We start from the raw sequence: 16,575 nt of genomic DNA, 5'->3' as shown, positions 1-16,575 counted from the left end.
ATCGCAGCGCGCGGCGTCGGCGTCGGGCAGATTTTGGCGATCACCTTCACCAACAAGGCCGCCGCGGAGATGCGCGAGCGGGTGGTGCGGCTGGTCGGCCACCGGGCCCGCCCGCTGCGGGAGCCCCACCGCCGCCTCCGGGCGCGCCGGGAGCCCCACCGCCCGCGGCGAGCGGTCCGCCCGCGGCCGGGCCTCCGGCGGAAGCGCTGGTGGTGCAGCGGCAGGCCGCCGCCGCTCCGGCACCGCCCGCTCCGCCGCCCGCGGCCGGTCCGCCGGCCGCCGGAGCCCCGGTCTCGCCCGACATCCCCTGGACGCAGGCGTAGCCGCCCGTCTTCAGCGGGGGCACGGCTGCCGCATCGGGGCTCAACGCCAGAGCGGCGCCGCACAACCCGGCGATGGCACCCACCGTGATGTTGAACCGATCAAAGACCGTCATCGACGTCGACTCCTTCAGCACTCATCTATCTCCGCAACCGAACTGTGCAGCAGTTTCCGCATAGCCGTACCGCAGCCGTGTCGAATGTATTGCCGGCGCTTGTAATTACACGCGCGACAGTAGGGGTGCTTATGGAACCGATACGAACCAGACACGCTCCGGTGACCGCAGGCGCCCGCGGCCGGGTACCCGGCAGGGTCCCGCAGCCTTGCCGGGGGCCGGTGACCGCGGTCACTGATCTAGGCTGGGCATGCGCTTATCGGCATTTCTGAAAGGCAGGGAGAGGCACGTGACGGTCCGGGTAGGCATCAACGGCTTCGGTCGAATCGGCCGCAACTTTTACCGGGCCCTGTTGGCCCAACAGGAGCAGGGCAGTGCTGACATCGAGGTGGTGGCGGTCAACGACCTCACCGACAACGCCAGCCTCGCTCACCTGCTGAAATTCGACTCCATCCTGGGCCGGCTGCCCTACGACGTCAGCCTGGAAGGCGACGACACCATCGTCGTCGGCACCCACAAGATCAAGGCGTTGGAGGTCAAGGAGGGCCCGGCGGCGCTGCCCTGGCGTGACCTGGGCGTCGACGTCGTCGTGGAGTCCACCGGCATCTTCACCAATGCGGCCAAGGCCAAGGGCCACCTGGAGGCCGGCGCCAAGAAGGTCATCATCTCCGCGCCGGCCACGGACCCCGACATCACGATCGTGTTGGGCGTCAACGACGACAAGTACGACGGCAGCCAGAACATCATCTCCAACGCCTCGTGCACCACGAACTGCCTGGCACCGGTGACCAAGGTGCTGCAAGACGAGTTCGGCATCGTGCGCGGCCTGATGACGACGATCCACGCCTACACCCAGGACCAGAACCTCCAGGACGGCCCGCACAAGGACCTGCGCCGCGCCCGTGCCGCGGCGCTGAACATCGTGCCCACCTCCACCGGCGCGGCGAAGGCGATCGGGCTGGTGATGCCCGAGCTGAAGGGCAAGCTGGACGGGTACGCGCTGCGGGTGCCCATCCCGACGGGTTCGGTGACCGACCTGACCGTCGAACTGGCCAAGTCAGCCAGCGCCGACGAGATCAACGCGGCGTTCAAGGCGGCCGCCGAGGGACGCCTCAAGGGCATCCTGAAGTACTACGACGCGCCGATCGTGTCCAGCGACATCGTCACCGACCCGCACAGCTCGATCTTCGACTCCGGGCTGACCAAGGTGATCGACAACCAGGCGAAGGTCGTGTCCTGGTACGACAACGAGTGGGGCTACTCCAACCGCCTCATCGACCTGGTCGCGCTGGTCGGCAAGTCGCTGTAGGCCATGTCCATCCCGACTCTGGACGACCTTCTGGCGGAGGGCGTTTCGGGCCGCGGCGTGCTGGTGCGCTCGGATCTCAACGTTCCGCTCGACGACGGGGGCGACATCACCGATCCCGGCCGGATCGTCGCGTCGGTCCCGACGCTGAAGGCGCTCCTGGACGCCGGGGCCAAGGTGGTGGTGACCGCGCACCTGGGCCGGCCCAAAAACGGCCCCGACCCGAAGTTCTCGCTGGCGCCGGTCGCCGCGGCGCTCGGCGAGCGCCTGGGCCGGCACGTGCAGTTGGCCGGTGACGTCGTCGGTTCCGACGCGCTCGCCCGCGCCGAGGGGCTCACCGACGGCGACGTCCTGCTGCTGGAGAACATCCGCTTCGACCCGCGCGAGACCAGCAAGGACGACGGCGAGCGGCTCGCACTGGCCCGGCAACTCGCCGAATTGGTCTCGCCCGGGGGCGCTTTCGTCTCCGACGGCTTCGGGGTGGTGCACCGCAAGCAGGCCTCCGTCTACGACGTCGCCACGCTGCTGCCGCACTACGCCGGCAAGCTGGTGGACGAGGAAATCCGGGTGCTCGAGAAGCTGACCAGCTCGACCAAACGCCCGTACGCGGTGGTACTGGGCGGGTCCAAGGTGTCCGACAAGCTCGGGGTCATCGAGTCGTTGGCGACCAAGGCCGACAGCATCGTCATCGGCGGCGGCATGTGTTTCACTTTCCTTGCCGCGCAGGGCCTTTCCGTCGGCACCTCGCTGCTCGAGGAGGACATGGTCGACACCTGCCGCAGGCTGTCCGAAACCTACGCCGACGTGCTGCGGCTCCCGGTGGACATCGTGGTGGCGGACAAGTTCGCCGCCGATTCGACGCCGCAGACCGTGGCCGCCGACCGGATCCCGGACGGCAAGATGGGCCTGGACATCGGCCCGGAATCGGTCAAGCGGTTCACGGCGGCCCTGTCCAACGCCGAGACCATCTTCTGGAACGGCCCGATGGGCGTGTTCGAATTCCCCGCCTTCGCCGCCGGCACCAAGGGCGTGGCCGAGGCCATCGCCGCCGCGACCGGCAAGGGCGCGTTCAGCGTCGTCGGCGGCGGCGACTCGGCCGCCGCCGTGCGGACGCTGGGTATCCCCGAGGGCGACTTCTCGCACATCTCCACCGGCGGTGGCGCGTCGCTGGAGTACCTGGAGGGCAAGACCCTCCCGGGCATCGAGGTCCTCGGCCGTCCGCAACCACGTGGAGGAGACGCGTGAGCCGCAAGCCACTGATCGCCGGCAACTGGAAGATGAACCTCAACCACTTCGAGGCGATCGCGCTGGTGCAGAAGATCGCGTTCGCGCTGCCGGACAAGTATTACGACAAGGTCGACGTCACGGTGTTGCCGCCGTTCACCGACCTGCGCAGCGTGCAGACCCTGGTCGACGGGGACAAGCTGCGGCTCACCTACGGCGCCCAGGACCTGTCCCGGCACGACTCGGGGGCCTACACCGGCGAGGTCAGCGGCGCCTTCCTGGCCAAGCTCGGCTGCAGCTTCGTCGTCGTCGGCCACTCCGAGCGTCGCACGTACCACCACGAGGACGACGCGCTCGTCGCCGCCAAGGCCGCCGCCGCGCTCAGGCACGAGCTGACTCCGATCGTCTGCATCGGCGAGCACCTGGAGGTCCGGGAAGCCGGGGATCACGTGCCGCACTGCGAGGATCAGCTGCGCGGCTCGCTGGCGGGCCTGTCGGCCGAACAAATCGGCAACGTCGTCATCGCCTACGAGCCCGTCTGGGCGATTGGAACCGGGCGGGTCGCCAGCGCGTCCGATGCTCAGGAGGTGTGCGCGGCGATCCGCAAGGAACTCGCCGAGCTGGCGTCTCCGCAGGTCGCCGACGCCGTCCGGGTGCTCTACGGCGGCTCGGTGAACGCCAAGAACATCGGCGAGCTGATCGCCCGCGACGACATCGACGGCGCCTTGGTGGGCGGTGCCTCGCTGGACGGCGAGCAGTTCGCGACGCTGGCGGCGATCGCCGCCGGCGGGCCCCTGCCCTAAGGCGGTTCGCGGGGCCCGACGCCCCGGGCCCGCGGGTCCACCGGGTAAACTGCCGGTCATGCAATTGGGCCTGCAGATCACGCTCGTCGTGACCAGCATCCTCGTGGTACTCCTGGTGCTGCTGCACCGGGCCAAGGGCGGCGGCCTGTCGACCCTGTTCGGCGGCGGTGTCCAGTCCAGCCTGTCGGGGTCCACGGTGGTCGAGAAGAACCTCGACCGGCTGACGCTGTTCATCACCGGGATCTGGCTGGTGAGCATCATCGGCATCGCGCTGATGATCAAGTACCGCTGACTTCCGTCCGTTTCGGCGGCCGCCTGCCGGTGACGCCAGCCACTCGCCGGGCGGCCCGTGCGTTGCGCCCCGATACTGGAATCCATGGTTGAGGTTTCCGACACCGCGCTGGCGCCGATCGGCGCCGTCCAACGCACCCACGTCGGCCGCGAGGCGACGGAGCCGATGCGCGCCGACATCAGGATGCTCGGCGCCATCCTGGGCGACACCATCCGCGAGCAGCAGGGCGACGAGGTGTTCGACCTGGTGGAACGGGCGCGGGTGGAGTCCTTCCGGGTTCGCCGCTCGGAGATCGACCGCTCCGACATGGCGCGGATGTTCGCGGGGATCGACATCCACCGGGCGATCCCGATCATCCGGGCGTTCAGCCACTTCGCGCTGCTCGCCAACGTGGCCGAGGACATCCACCGGGAGCGCCGCCGCGCGCTGCACGTCGACGCGGGGGAGCCGCCCCAGGACAGCACCCTGGCCGCCACTTACGCGAAACTCGAACGCGCGCAACTAGATTCGAACGCTGTCACCGAGGCCCTCAAGGGTGCGCTGGTGGCGCCGGTGATCACCGCGCATCCCACCGAAACCCGCCGGCGCACCGTCTTCGTCACCCAGCACCGGATCACCCAGCTCATGCGGCTGCACGCCGAGGGGCACACCGAGACCGACGACGGCCGCAACATCGAGTTCGAGCTGCGCCGCCACGTCCTCACACTGTGGCAGACCGCGCTGATCCGCCTGTCGCGCCTGCAGATCACCGACGAGATCGAGGTCGGGCTGCGGTATTACCCCGCCGCGTTCTTCAAGGTCATCCCGGAGCTCAACGCCGAGGTCCGCGAGGCGCTGCGCGCCCGCTGGCCCGACGGCGACATTCTGCCCGGGCCGATCGTGCAGCCCGGTTCCTGGATCGGCGGTGACCGCGACGGGAACCCGAACGTGACGGGGGAGGTGGTGCGGCAGGCCACCGGCAGCGCCGCGTTCACCGCGTTCGCCCACTACATGGCCGAGCTCGCCGCCCTCGAGCACGAACTGACGATGTCGGCGCGGCTGGTGTCGGTGACGCCCGAGCTGGCGTCGCTCGCCGAGGGCTGCGGGGAGCAGGCGCGGGCCGACGAGCCGTACCGGCGGGCGCTGCGGGTGGTCCGCGGCCGGCTGACCGCGACGGCTGCGGAGATCCTCGACCGGCAACCCCAGCACGAGCTCGACCTCGGGCTGCCCCCCTACGCGGCTCCGGGGGAGCTGCAGGCCGACCTCGACACGATCGACGCCTCCCTGCGCCGGCACGGCAGCGCGCTGCTGGCCGACGACCGGCTGGCCTTACTGCGAGAAGGGGTGCGCGTCTTCGGGTTTCACCTGTGTGGCCTCGACATGCGGCAGAACTCCGACGTCCACGAGGAGGTGGTCGGCGAACTGCTGGCCTGGGCCGGGGTTCACGACGACTACGCGTCACTGCCCGAGGCCGAACGCGTCGAGCTGCTCGCGACCGAGCTGGGCACCCGCCGTCCCCTCGTCGGGGACCGCGCCGAACTGTCCGACCTGGCCCGCGGCGAGCTCGGGGTCGTCAGCGCGGCCGCGCGCGCCGTCGAACTCTACGGCCCGGCGGCGGTGCCCAACTACGTCATCTCGATGTGCCGCTCGGTGTCGGACATCCTCGAGGCCGCGATCCTGCTCAAGGAGGCCGGGCTGCTGGACGTCGCCGGGCCCGAACCCTGTTGTCCCGTGGGCATTTCGCCGCTGTTCGAGACCATCGACGACCTGCACAACGGCGCCGAGATCCTGAACGCGATGCTCGAGCTGCCCGTCTACCGGGCCATGGTCGACGCCCGGGGCGGGTGCCAGGAGGTGATGCTCGGCTACTCCGACTCCAACAAGGACGGCGGCTACCTGGCCTCCAGCTGGGCCGTCTACCGGGCGGAACTGGCGCTGGTGGAAGTGGCCCGCAAGACCGGGATCCGGTTGCGGCTCTTCCACGGCCGCGGCGGCACCGGCCGCCTCGGCGGCGGCCCGAGCTACCAGGCGATCCTGGCCCAGCCGCCCGGCGCGGTGAAGGGCTCGCTGCGCCTCACCGAGCAGGGCGAGGTGATCGCCGCCAAGTACGCCGAGCCGCAGACGGCGCGGCGCAACCTGGAGAGCCTCGTGGCCGCGACGCTGGAGTCCACGCTGCTCGACGTCGAGGGGCTGGGCGATGCGGCCGAGCCCGCCTACGTAGTGCTGGGCGAGGTGGCGACCCTGGCGCAGCGCTCGTATGCCGAATTGGTCCACGACACACCGGGTTTCGTCGAGTACTTCAAGGCGTCGACCCCGGTCAGCGAGATCGGGTCGCTCAACATCGGCAGCCGCCCGACGTCGCGCAAACCCACCGAGTCGATCTCCGACCTGCGCGCGATCCCGTGGGTGCTGGCCTGGAGCCAGTCGCGGGTCATGCTGCCCGGTTGGTACGGCACCGGGTCGGCGTTCGAGCAGTGGATCAAGGCGGGTCCCGAGTCCGAGGCCGAGCGGGTGGACACGCTGCACGAGCTGTACGAGCGATGGCCGTTCTTCCGCAGCGTGCTGTCGAACATGGCGCAGGTGCTGGCCAAGAGCGACCTCGGACTGGCGGCCCGCTACGCCGAGCTGGTGGAAGACGAGGAGCTGCGGCAGCGCGTCTTCGACAAAATCGTCGACGAGCACCGCCGGACCATCGAGATGCACAAGCTGATCACCGGCCACGATGACCTGCTGGCCGACAACCCCGCGCTGGCGCGTTCAGTGTTCAACCGCTTCCCCTACCTGGAACCCCTCAACCACCTCCAGGTGGAGCTGCTGCGCCGCTACCGCTCGGGCGACGACGACGAGCTGGTGCAGCGCGGCATCCTCCTGACGATGAACGGGCTTGCGAGCGCGTTACGCAACAGCGGATAGCGGGCATCCCCGCCGAGTGGCAGAGGTTTCGTCCGTCGCACCGACGGACTTGGCGCAGAACGGCGTCTTCGAGCGCATGGCGCGCGGCGGGTACGTCGTCAACGGGCTCCTGCACCTGATCGTCGGCTACCTCGCGATCCGGGTCGCCCTGGGCGACGGCGGCACCGCCGACCAGACCGGCGCGCTGGCGACGCTGGCCGACAAGCCCGGCGGCCCCGTCGCGCTCTGGGTGGCCGCGGCCGCCCTGCTGACGATGGGCCTGTGGCGGCTGGTCGAGACCGTCCTCGGCCGGGCGAGCGACCGCCGCAAGGACGGCACCAAGTCGAGCGCGGGGGACCGGGCGAAGGCCCTCGGCCTGGCCGCGGTCTATCTCGCCTTCGCCTACTCCGCGTTCGGGTTCGCCCGCGGCGCGGGAAGGCCCGCGGACCAACAGAATTCGTCGATCAGCGCGCGGCTGATGGCCAGCGGCGCCGGGACGGCGGCCCTGATCGCGGGCGGCCTGATCATCGTGGCGGTCGGCGGATACCACGTCTACAAGGGCGCCACGCGCAACTTCGTCGACGACCTCGAGGGCGAGTCCGGCAACCTGGTGCGGCGCCTCGGCATCGCCGGCTACATCGCCAAAGGCGTGGTGATCGCCGGCACGGGCGTGTTGGTCGTCGTCGCCGGGTGCCGCGCCGAACCGAAGAAGGCGACCGGGCTCGACGGCGCGCTCAAGACCCTCGGGACCTACCCGTTCGGGGCGGCGCTGCTGATCGCCGCCGGCCTGGGGATCATCACGTACGGCCTGTACAGCTTCGTCATGGCCCGGTCGACCAGGATGTGATCGGCGGTCAGGAGCCGACCGACGTGCCGGCGCGCCGGTAGGCGATCAGGAACAACACGGCGAGCCCGACCTGGATCACGAACATCGGCGCGATGAAGACCGGCCGCACCAGACCGCTGCCCATCGCATACACGCCGGCGGCCACCAGACCGAGAAGGACCGGGCACACGGTCAGCAGCAGAACACCGCGCCGGCCGACCGGGTCGCGGTCGCCCCAGATCAACAGCGCGGTCCAGCCGGCCATCAACGCCGCGCTCACCGCGGCGGCATAACGGTAATCGGACCCGGGCGCGAAACCGTCGATGCCGAACATCGCACCCGCCACGCTCGGCACCAGCAGCGGCACCACCATCACCGCGTCGACGAGCGCCCCGATCCGATATGCCAGGTGTACCAGGCGCGCCGGCGCCTCGCCGAGCGCGGCCGAGGTCACTGCGCCGACCGGTTGCGCAGCCTGTCCACTACTCCGCGCACCGCGTGCTCGGTGACCGCGAGCGGTGTCATCATCGTCTCGCCCACCCTCATCATGTCGTCGACGCGGTGGACGATCGCCTCCAGCGGCTCGACGAGGACGACGAGCCGCCTCGCCAGGTCGTCCAGGCTGGACAGCGTTCCGTCCAGGTGGTCGAGCCCCTTCTCCATGCGTTCGACCGTCGCGTTCAGCGCCGACAGCGAACTGTTCAGCTCCGTCATCGTGCGGCTCAGGCCGTCGAGCACGTCCTCGACCTGCTCCACCGTCTTGTCGGCGTTCAGCGCCGCCTGGGTGAGGGTTTTGATGCGGCTTCGCTCGTGCCCGCCACGCACGGTCCTGTCTGCCATGAAGGCAATTATGACCCCGGGCGGTCGGGAAGTTTAGCCGCGGCCTCCTCGTCGAGCAGCCAGAGCGTGGTTTCGAGCCCGACGGCGCCGCCGGCCGGGACCGAGACGGGCGGGGCGCCACCGATGGCGGCGGCGGCCGCGTCGGCCTTCCCGGATCCCGACACCATGAGCCACACCTCGCGGGAACGCTGAACAGCGGGCAGCGTCAACGTGATTCGCCGGGGCGGCGGCTTAGGGGAGTCCTCCACCCCGACGACCATGCGGGCGGTCTCCAGCACCGCCGGGGTGTCGGGGAACAGGGAGTTGATGTGGCCCTCGGGCCCCATGCCCAGCAGGTGCACGTCGAAGTTCGGCACCAGCTGGCCGGGCTCGGCGTTGGCGGCGAGCAGTTGTTCGTAGGCCAGGGCCGCGGCCGCGAGGTCGGTGCCGAACTCGCCGTCGCTGGCCGGCATGGGGTGGACGTTGCTCGACGGGATGTCGACCCGGTCGAGTAACGCCTCGCGGGCCTGCTTGTCGTTGCGCTCGTCGTCGTCCTCGGGAACGTAGCGTTCGTCGCCCCAGAACAGATGCACCTTCGACCAGTCGATGTCGCCTTCGGTGGCGAGCGCGCGCAGCAGCCCGATGCCGTTACTGCCGCCCGTCAGCACAATCAGCGCGCGGCCTCGTTCCGCGACGGCGCCGCGGATCGTCTCGACGAGCCGCCGGGCCGCCGCCTCGACCAGGGCGTCACTGTCCGGGAAAACCTCGACGACCGTGCTCACACGTACTGCACCTTCTCAATGCCTTCGAGTGCGGACAGGTAGATTTCGTCGGCGTCCAGCCTCCGCAGGTCCTCGGCGAGGCACTCACCGGTTTCCCTGCGCGCCAACGGAACCAGCGCGTCGGGCTTGGCAGTCCGGCTCAGCGTCGCCGTCCTGCCCGTCTGAGGCCTGCTCAGCACGATGGTCTCGCTCTTGCGGTTCAGCTCCACCTTGAGGTCGCCGACCGCCCGGCGCACCGGGCCGTCGATCCGGCTGGCCAGCCATCCCGCCAGGACGTCAAGCGACGGTTCGTCTTTCAGCCCGGACACCAACGCCGACTCGATCGGTTCGTGCGGATGCTGGTCGACGGCCGACGTGAGCAGCGCGCGCCAGTAGGTGATGCGCGCCCAGCACAGGTCTGTGTCGCCCGGCGTGTAGCCGTTGAGCCGGCTCTTGATCGCCGCCAGCGGGTCTGCGCCGTTGGTGGCGTCGGTTATGCGGCGGATCGCCAACTGGCCCAATGGATCCCGGGCGGGTTCCGCGGGGGCGATGTCCGGCCACCACGCCACCACCGGAATGTCGGGCAGCAGGAATGGGATCACCACGCTGGCGGCGTGGCCGGACAGCGGACCCGACAGCTTGAGGATCACCACCTCGCTGGCACCGCTGTCGCCGCCTGCCCGCAGCTGGGCGTCCAGGCGTGCTTCGTCGGCGTAGGGATTTCCGCGCATCGTCACGATGATCCGGCTCGGGTGTTCGTGGCTGGCATTGTTGGCCGCCCCGAGGGATTCCTCGAAGACGGCGTCGCTGTCCGGGGCGATGATCAGCGTCAGCACGCGGCCCATCGTCACGGCCCCGGCCTTCTCGCGCAGTTCCTCGAGCTTCTTGTTGACCGCGGTGGTGGTGGTGTTCTCCAGGTCGACGATCATCTAAGGCCTCCGCCATTCCCGGCCGGTGCGGCGCAGCATCTCGAAGGACGACTCCGGGCCCCACGTGCCGGCCTCGTACGGCTCCGGCTTGCCGTCGGACGCCCAGTTCTCGAGCACGGGATCCAGTATCTCCCAAGCCAATTCGACCTCCTCGTTGACCGGGAACAGTGAGGGTTCGCCCAGCAGCACGTCGAGGATCAGCTGTTCGTAGGCCTCCGGCGACTCCTCGGCGAACGCCGATCCGTAGGAGAAGTCCATGTTGACGTCGCGAACCTCCATCGCGGTGCCCGGCACCTTGGAGCCGAACCGCAGCGTCACGCCCTCGTCGGGCTGGACGCGGATCACCATGGCGTTGGTGCCGAGCTCGTCGGTCATCGTCGCGTCGAACGGCAGGTGCGGCGCGCGCTTGAAGATCAACGCGATCTCGGTGACCCTGCGGCCCAACCGCTTTCCGGTCCGCAGGTAGAACGGCACACCGGCCCAGCGACGCGTGTCGACCTCGAGCGTGATGGCGGCGAACGTCTCGGTCTTGGAGTCCTTCGCGAACCCCTCCTCGTCGAGCAGCCCGACGACCTTCTGTCCGCCCTGCCAACCGCCCGCGTACTGGCCGCGGCTGGTGGTCTCGTCGAGCGGCTGGGCGAGCTGCGTGGCCGAGAGCACCTTGATCTTCTCGGTTTGCAGCGATTGGGGATTGAAGCTGACCGGTTCCTCCATCGCGGTCAGCGCCAGCAGCTGCATGAGGTGGTTCTGGATGACGTCGCGGGCCGCGCCGATGCCGTCGTAGTACCCGGCCCGCCCGCCGAGCCCGATGTCCTCGGCCATGGTGATCTGCACGTGGTCGACGTAATGCGCGTTCCAGATCGGGTCGAAGAGCTGGTTGGCGAACCGCAGCGCCAGGATGTTGCGGACCGTCTCCTTACCCAGGTAGTGGTCGATCCTGAAGACCGCTTCCTCCGGGAAGACCGCGTTGACCGCCCGGTTCAGGTCCTGCGCGCTTTGCAGGTCGTGGCCGAAGGGCTTTTCGATGACCACCCGGCTCCACCGGTCGCCCTGGGGGCGGGCCAACCCGGACTTGGCGAGCTGATCGCACACCACCGGGAACGCCTTGGGCGGAATCGCAAGGTAGAACGCGTGATTGCCGCCGGTGCCGCGCTCGGCGTCGAGCTTCTCGAGGGTCTCGGCGAGCCGCTGAAACGACTCGTCGTCGTCGAAGGACCCGTTGACGAAACGGAAGCCCTCGGCCAGCCGCTCCCAGTTCTCCTCCCGGAACGGGGTGCGGCAGTGCTCCTTCACGGCGTCGTAGACGACCTGACCGAAATCCTCGGTGCCCCAATCGCGCCGGGCGAAGCCGACCAGCGAGAAGGTCGGCGGCAGCAGGCCGCGGTTGGCCAGGTCATAGATCGCCGGCATCACCTTCTTGCGGGCCAGATCGCCGGTGACGCCAAAGATCACCATGCCGCAGGGGCCGGCGATCCTCGGTAGACGCTTGTCGCGCTTGTCCCGGAACGGGTTATGCCATTCTGTTGTTTTGCTCGGGCTCATTTGTCGGCGGAACCCAGCTGCTTCTGCGTTTCCTCCAGCAACTCGTTCCAGGACTCGACGAACTTGTCCACGCCCTCGTTCTCCAAAACCTTGAACACGTCCGTCAGGTCGATCCCGAGCTCCTCCAGCTTGTCGAACAACTCCTGGGCGGCGCCCGCGGTGCCGGTGACCGTGTCGCCCCTGATCTCACCATGGTCGGCAACGGCGTCAATCGTCTTCTCCGGCATGGTGTTCACCGTGTGGGGGGCGACCAGCTCGGTGACGTACAGCGTGTCGGGGTAATCGGGGTTCTTGACACCGGTCGACGCCCATAGCGGGCGCTGCACCCGGGCCCCGTCGGCCTTGAGCGCCTCGAAGCGGTCGCCGCCCTCGAACACCTCCTGGTAGGCCGCGTAGGCCAGTCGGGCGTTGGCCACGCCGGCCTTGCCGCGCAGGCCCTGCGCCTCCTCGGTGCCGATCTTCTCCAGCCGCTTGTCGACCTCGGTGTCCACCCGGGAAACGAAAAACGAAGCGACCGAATGGATCTTGGAGATGTCGTGGCCTGCCTCGCGCGCCTTCTCCAGCCCCTCGAGGTACGCGTCCATCACCTGGCGGTGCCTCTCCACCGAGAAGATCAGCGTGACGTTCACCGAAATTCCCTCGGCCAGAACGGACGTGATGGCCGGAATGCCGGCCTTGGTCGCCGGGATCTTGATGAACAGGTTGGGCCGGTCGACGATCTTCCACAGCTCGATGGCCTGCGCGACGGTCTTGTCGGTCTCGGCGGCCAGACGCGGGTCCACCTCGATGGAAACCCGGCCGTCCACGCCGTCCGACGCCTCCCACTGCGGCCGCAGCACGTCGCACGCGTTGCGGACGTCGTCGGTGGTGACGGTGCGGATCGTGGCGTCCACGTCGGCGCCGCGCTCGGCCAACTCGGCGATCTGGTCGTTGTAGGTGTCGCTGTCGGCCAGGGCCTTCTGGAAGATCGACGGGTTGGTGGTCACCCCGACGACGCTCTTGGTGTCGATCAGCTCCTGCAAATTGCCGGACCGCAACCGTTCTCGCGACAGGTCATCCAGCCACACGGATACGCCCGCGGCGCTGAGCGCCGCCAGGTTGGGGTTCTGACTGGCCATGGGAACCACCCTCTCTAGTTATCCACTACCTGCTCGGCGGCGGCAGCGACGGCCTCGGCGGTGAAGCCGAACTCGCGGAACAAGGTCTTGTAGTCCGCGGACTCTCCGTAGTGCTCGATCGACACGATCTTGCCGGTGTCGCCCACGAGCTTGTGCCACGACTGCGCGATACCGGCCTCGACGGCGACTCGTGCCGACACGGTCGGGGGAAGCACGCTGTCGCGGTACTCCTCGGGCTGGGACTCGAACCACTCCACGCACGGCATGGACACGACCCGCGCCACAATGTCCTTCTCCGCCAACAGCTTCTGCGCTTCGACCGCGAGCTGGACCTCGGACCCCGTCGCGATCAGCACCACGTCGGGCTCGTCACCGCCGTCGTCACCGAGGATGTACCCGCCGCGGCCGACGCCCTCGAAGCTGGTGCCCTCCAGGATCGGCACATTCTGACGGGTGAGGATCAGGCCGACCGGACCGCTGCCGTTGCCTCGTGCCAGGATCGTGCGCCACGCGTACGCCGTCTCGTTGGCGTCGGCCGGGCGCACCACCGACAGCTTCGGGATGGCGCGCAGGGCCGCCAGGTGCTCGATCGGCTGGTGCGTCGGGCCGTCCTCGCCCAGGCCGATGGAGTCGTGCGTCCACACGTAGATGGTGTCGATGTCCATGAGCGCGGCGAGTCGCACCGCCGGGCGCATGTAGTCGGAGAACTGCAGGAACGTCGCGCCGTAGGCCCGGGTCGGGCCGTGGAGCACGATGCCGGACAGGATCGCGCCCATCGCGTGCTCGCGGATGCCGAAGTGCAGCGTGCGGCCGTACCAGTGGGCGGTGTACTCCTTGGTGGAAATCGACGGCGGTCCGAAGGAGTCGGCGCCCTTGATGGTCGTGTTGGTGCTGCCCGCGAGGTCGGCCGAACCGCCCCACAGCTCGGGCAGTTTCGGCCCGACCGCGTTGAGCACCTCGTTGGACGCCTTGCGGGTGGCGATCGCGTCGTCGCCGGGCTCCCAGGTGGGAACGTCGGCGTCCCAGCCCTCGGGCAGCTCCTCGGCGGTCAGGCGGTCCAGCAGCGCCTTGCGGTCGGACTCGCGCTGGGCCCAGGCGTCGAAGTCCGCCTGCCACTTCTCGTGCGCTTCCTTGCCGCGGTCGACCAGCTTGCGGGTGTGGGCGATGACCTCGTCGCGCACCTCGAACGTCTTATCCGGGTCGAAGCCGAGCTCTCGCTTGACGGCCGCCACTTCCTCGTCGCCGAGCGCGGCGCCGTGCGCCTTGCCGGTGTTCATCAGCTTGGGCGCGGGATAGCCGATGATCGTGCGCAACTCGATGAACGACGGCCGGTCGGTGACGGCCTTGGCGTTGGCGATGGCCTCCTCGATGCCGACGACGTTCTCGCCGCCCTCGACGCGCTGCACGTGCCAGCCGTAGGCCTCGTAGCGGGCGGCGGTGTCCTCGCACAGCGCGATGTTGGTGTCGTCCTCGATCGAGATCTCGTTGTGGTCGTAGAACACGATGAGGTTGCCGAGCTGCTGCACCGCGGCCAGCGACGACGCCTCGGAGGTCACGCCCTCCTCGATGTCGCCGTCGGAGGCGATCACGTAGATGTGGTGGTCGAAGGGGCTGGTGCCCGGGGCGGCGTCGGGGTCGAAGAGCCCGCGCTCGTAGCGCGCCGCCATCGCCATGCCGACCGCCGAGGCCAGGCCCTGCCCGAGGGGCCCGGTGGTGATCTCCACGCCCTTGGTGTGCCGGAACTCGGGGTGCCCGGGCGTCTTCGATCCCCACGTGCGCAGCGACTCGATGTCGGACAACTCCAGGCCGAACCCGCCCAGGTACAGCTGGATGTACAGCGTCAGGCTGCTGTGCCCGCACGACAGGACGAACCGGTCGCGGCCCAGCCAGTACGTGTCGGAGGGGTCGTGCCGCATCGTGCGCTGAAAGAGGGTGTAGGCCAGGGGCGCCAGGCTCATCGCCGTCCCGGGATGCCCGTTACCGACCTTTTGCACCGCGTCGGCCGCCAGTACCCGGATGGTGTCGACGGCCGCGGAGTCGATCTCGGTCCAGTCGTCGGGAAGGTGCGGTTGGGTCAGCGTGGAGATGTCTTCGAGTGTCGTCACAGACTTGAGTCCTTGGGTCATCGAGCTGATCAAATCCCACCCTAATGCGGGAGTGCCGGCTTCTGCAGTGCAGGTTTTGGTTACCCACGCGGGGGGGCTGCGAAAAGAGTGAAAACCACGCGTTCGTCGCCTGCGCTTTGCATTCCGTTGGGAATTCTCGCAAGAATCTTCCGAGTGGACGGACCCTGCGGGCAGGCGGCTGCCGGCACCCGGTCTACCATCGTGCGTAGTAGATGCTGCGCGCCGCTGCGACCCCGAGGAGTTATTGCGTGAGCGTTCGCGGGCGCGCCGCCCCGAGCCGAGTTACCACCCGATTGCCGGGCCGGGTACACGGCACGGTGCTCGCTTACCTGGCGCTGACGAAGCCGCGCGTCATCGAGCTGCTGCTGGTCACCGCGATCCCCGCGATGCTGCTGGCCCACCGCGGCAGCGTGCACCCGCTCTTGATCATCAACACCTTGGTCGGCGGGATGCTGGCCGCCGGGGGCGCCAACACCCTCAACTGTGTGGCCGACGCTGACATCGACAAGGTGATGAAGCGGACGGCGCGCCGGCCGTTGGCGCGCGCGGCGGTTCCGACGCGCAACGCCCTGGTCTTCGGGCTGGTGCTCACCGCGGCGTCGTTCTTCTGGCTCTGGCGCACGACGAACCTGCTGTCGGGGCTGCTGGCCATGGCCACGGTCGCGTTCTACGTGTTCGTCTACACCCTGCTCCTCAAGCGCCGCACCTCGCAGAACGTCGTGTGGGGCGGCGCCGCCGGCTGCATGCCGGTGATGATCGGCTGGTCGGCCGTCACCGGCACCATCGGCTGGCCCGCGTTGGTGATGTTCGCGATCATCTTCTTCTGGACGCCGCCGCACACCTGGGCGCTCGCGATGCGCTACAAGGAGGACTATAAGGCGGCGGGAGTCCCGATGCTGCCGGCGGTGGCCACCGAGCGTCAGGTCACCAAGCAGATCCTGATCTACACGTGGCTGACCGTGCTGTCGACGCTGGTGCTCGCGCTGGCCACCGGCTGGCTGTACGCGGCGGTCGCGGTGGTGGCCGGCGTGTGGTTCCTGGCGATGGCTCACCAGCTGTACGCGGGCGTCCGGTCCGGCGAGGCGGTGAAGCCGCTGCGGCTGTTCCTGCAGTCGAACAACTACCTCGCGGTGGTGTTCTGCGCGCTGGCCGTGGACTCCGCGATCGCGTTGCCCACGTTGTTCTGACTCCGCCCTGGTGAAGGCACCGGCGGCTCACGGCCGTCGCGTTCCGGCCCGTGTCACAAAACACGGCGATTAAAACCCGGTCGGGCGGAAACCGTCGAGCCGGGGGTCATGGGATCGGCTGTCTCCCAATCGTTTTGAATCTGCAGACCGGTGAACCTCGCCGGATTCCATGCGCCCGCGCCAGATCTCGCCGGACGGACCGTTTGCAGCATGCCGCGACCTGATATCGGATCTCTGTGTAATAGCCGACGACTGATTCAGGGAAGGAGCGTCCGGCATGACGTTGCATGTCGTTTTTCGAGGCCAGGGCGGCTCCTGTTCTCTCGCACCGGGCG

General features: G+C 68.9%; 14 protein-coding genes and 1 pseudogene. 8 read left to right on the top strand and 7 right to left on the bottom strand.

Features of this window, described 5'->3' with window-relative positions; all coding sequences use genetic code 11:
• From GPY60_RS21570 to GPY60_RS21540, 7 genes and pseudogenes are all read left to right on the top strand, one after another.
• Positions 1–111 (top strand): annotated as a pseudogene (locus GPY60_RS21570) (UvrD-helicase domain-containing protein); the annotation flags it as partial.
• A 614-nt stretch (positions 112–725) separates the two neighbouring features.
• A complete protein-coding gene (gene gap, locus GPY60_RS21565; RefSeq protein WP_156689734.1) occupies positions 726–1,745 on the top strand; it encodes a type I glyceraldehyde-3-phosphate dehydrogenase in 1,020 nt (339 codons plus the stop codon).
• Between the two features lie 3 nt (positions 1,746–1,748).
• Complete coding sequence (locus GPY60_RS21560) at positions 1,749–2,987, top strand: phosphoglycerate kinase (protein ID WP_156689733.1); 1,239 nt, start codon at positions 1,749–1,751, stop codon at positions 2,985–2,987.
• Positions 2,984–3,769: a triose-phosphate isomerase gene (tpiA, locus tag GPY60_RS21555; RefSeq protein WP_156689732.1), complete on the top strand. Its 786-nt coding sequence runs from the start codon at positions 2,984–2,986 to the stop codon at positions 3,767–3,769. The genes GPY60_RS21560 and tpiA overlap by 4 nt, the downstream gene beginning before the upstream one ends.
• 58 nt (positions 3,770–3,827) lie before the next feature.
• Positions 3,828–4,061 carry a preprotein translocase subunit SecG gene (secG, locus tag GPY60_RS21550; protein WP_156689731.1) on the top strand — a complete coding sequence of 78 codons (234 nt, stop codon included), beginning with the start codon at positions 3,828–3,830 and terminating at the stop codon, positions 4,059–4,061.
• Between the two features lie 84 nt (positions 4,062–4,145).
• Positions 4,146–6,953 carry a phosphoenolpyruvate carboxylase gene (gene ppc, locus GPY60_RS21545; RefSeq protein ID WP_156689730.1) on the top strand — a complete coding sequence of 936 codons (2,808 nt, stop codon included), beginning with the start codon at positions 4,146–4,148 and terminating at the stop codon, positions 6,951–6,953.
• 76 nt (positions 6,954–7,029) lie between these two features.
• Complete coding sequence (locus tag GPY60_RS21540) at positions 7,030–7,779, top strand: DUF1206 domain-containing protein (protein WP_156689737.1); 750 nt, start codon at positions 7,030–7,032, stop codon at positions 7,777–7,779.
• A gap of 7 nt (positions 7,780–7,786) precedes the next feature.
• On the opposite strand, the gene GPY60_RS21535 is transcribed toward GPY60_RS21540, so the two are convergent.
• Genes GPY60_RS21535 through tkt form a run of 7 tightly spaced genes read right to left on the bottom strand, consistent with a single transcriptional unit; the run spans position 7,787 to position 15,032 of the window.
• Positions 7,787–8,212 carry a hypothetical protein gene (locus GPY60_RS21535; RefSeq protein ID WP_156689729.1) on the bottom strand — a complete coding sequence of 142 codons (426 nt, stop codon included), beginning with the start codon at positions 8,210–8,212 and terminating at the stop codon, positions 7,787–7,789.
• Positions 8,209–8,607 (bottom strand): ATPase, encoded by a 399-nt coding sequence (locus GPY60_RS21530; protein ID WP_156689728.1) that lies wholly within the window; start codon positions 8,605–8,607, stop codon positions 8,209–8,211. Before GPY60_RS21530 ends, GPY60_RS21535 begins: the two co-directional genes overlap by 4 nt.
• A complete protein-coding gene (gene pgl / locus GPY60_RS21525) occupies positions 8,607–9,359 on the bottom strand; it encodes a 6-phosphogluconolactonase (RefSeq protein ID WP_156689727.1) in 753 nt (250 codons plus the stop codon). Before pgl ends, GPY60_RS21530 begins: the two co-directional genes overlap by 1 nt.
• Positions 9,356–10,267: a glucose-6-phosphate dehydrogenase assembly protein OpcA gene (gene opcA, locus GPY60_RS21520; protein WP_156689726.1), complete on the bottom strand. Its 912-nt coding sequence runs from the start codon at positions 10,265–10,267 to the stop codon at positions 9,356–9,358. The genes pgl and opcA overlap by 4 nt, the downstream gene beginning before the upstream one ends.
• Positions 10,268–11,809, bottom strand: coding sequence for a glucose-6-phosphate dehydrogenase (zwf, locus tag GPY60_RS21515; protein ID WP_156689725.1), 1,542 nt, complete (start codon positions 11,807–11,809; stop codon positions 10,268–10,270).
• Positions 11,806–12,927 (bottom strand): transaldolase, encoded by a 1,122-nt coding sequence (gene tal / locus GPY60_RS21510; protein WP_156689724.1) that lies wholly within the window; start codon positions 12,925–12,927, stop codon positions 11,806–11,808. The genes zwf and tal overlap by 4 nt, the downstream gene beginning before the upstream one ends.
• Positions 12,928–12,941: 14 nt before the next feature.
• Entirely contained in the window at positions 12,942–15,032 is a 2,091-nt protein-coding gene (gene tkt, locus GPY60_RS21505) for a transketolase (RefSeq protein ID WP_156689723.1), read from the bottom strand.
• 269 nt (positions 15,033–15,301) lie between these two features.
• Here tkt and GPY60_RS21500 point away from each other — a divergent pair, with 269 nt between their 5' ends.
• Positions 15,302–16,240, top strand: coding sequence for a heme o synthase (locus GPY60_RS21500; RefSeq protein WP_156689722.1), 939 nt, complete (start codon positions 15,302–15,304; stop codon positions 16,238–16,240).
• Positions 16,241–16,575 lie beyond the last annotated feature (335 nt).

The sequence above is a fragment of the Mycobacterium sp. Marseille-P9652 genome (assembly GCF_902652685.1).
In the GTDB taxonomy this organism is placed as follows: Bacteria; Actinomycetota; Actinomycetes; order Mycobacteriales; family Mycobacteriaceae; genus Mycobacterium.
This window is presented reverse-complemented; position numbering and strand designations above follow the sequence as displayed.

Bases quoted from the DNA above. Each gene is read 5' to 3' on its own strand.
- zwf (WP_156689725.1), bottom strand. From the start codon at position 11,809: ATGAGCCCGAGCAAAACAACAGAATGGCATAACCCGTTCCGGGACAAG.
- opcA (WP_156689726.1), bottom strand. From the start codon at position 10,267: ATGATCGTCGACCTGGAGAACACCACCACCACCGCGGTCAACAAGAAG.
- ppc (WP_156689730.1), top strand. From the start codon at position 4,146: ATGGTTGAGGTTTCCGACACCGCGCTGGCGCCGATCGGCGCCGTCCAA.
- GPY60_RS21560 (WP_156689733.1), top strand. From the start codon at position 1,749: ATGTCCATCCCGACTCTGGACGACCTTCTGGCGGAGGGCGTTTCGGGC.
- secG (WP_156689731.1), top strand. From the start codon at position 3,828: ATGCAATTGGGCCTGCAGATCACGCTCGTCGTGACCAGCATCCTCGTG.
- tal (WP_156689724.1), bottom strand. From the start codon at position 12,927: ATGGCCAGTCAGAACCCCAACCTGGCGGCGCTCAGCGCCGCGGGCGTA.
- GPY60_RS21540 (WP_156689737.1), top strand. From the start codon at position 7,030: ATGGCGCGCGGCGGGTACGTCGTCAACGGGCTCCTGCACCTGATCGTC.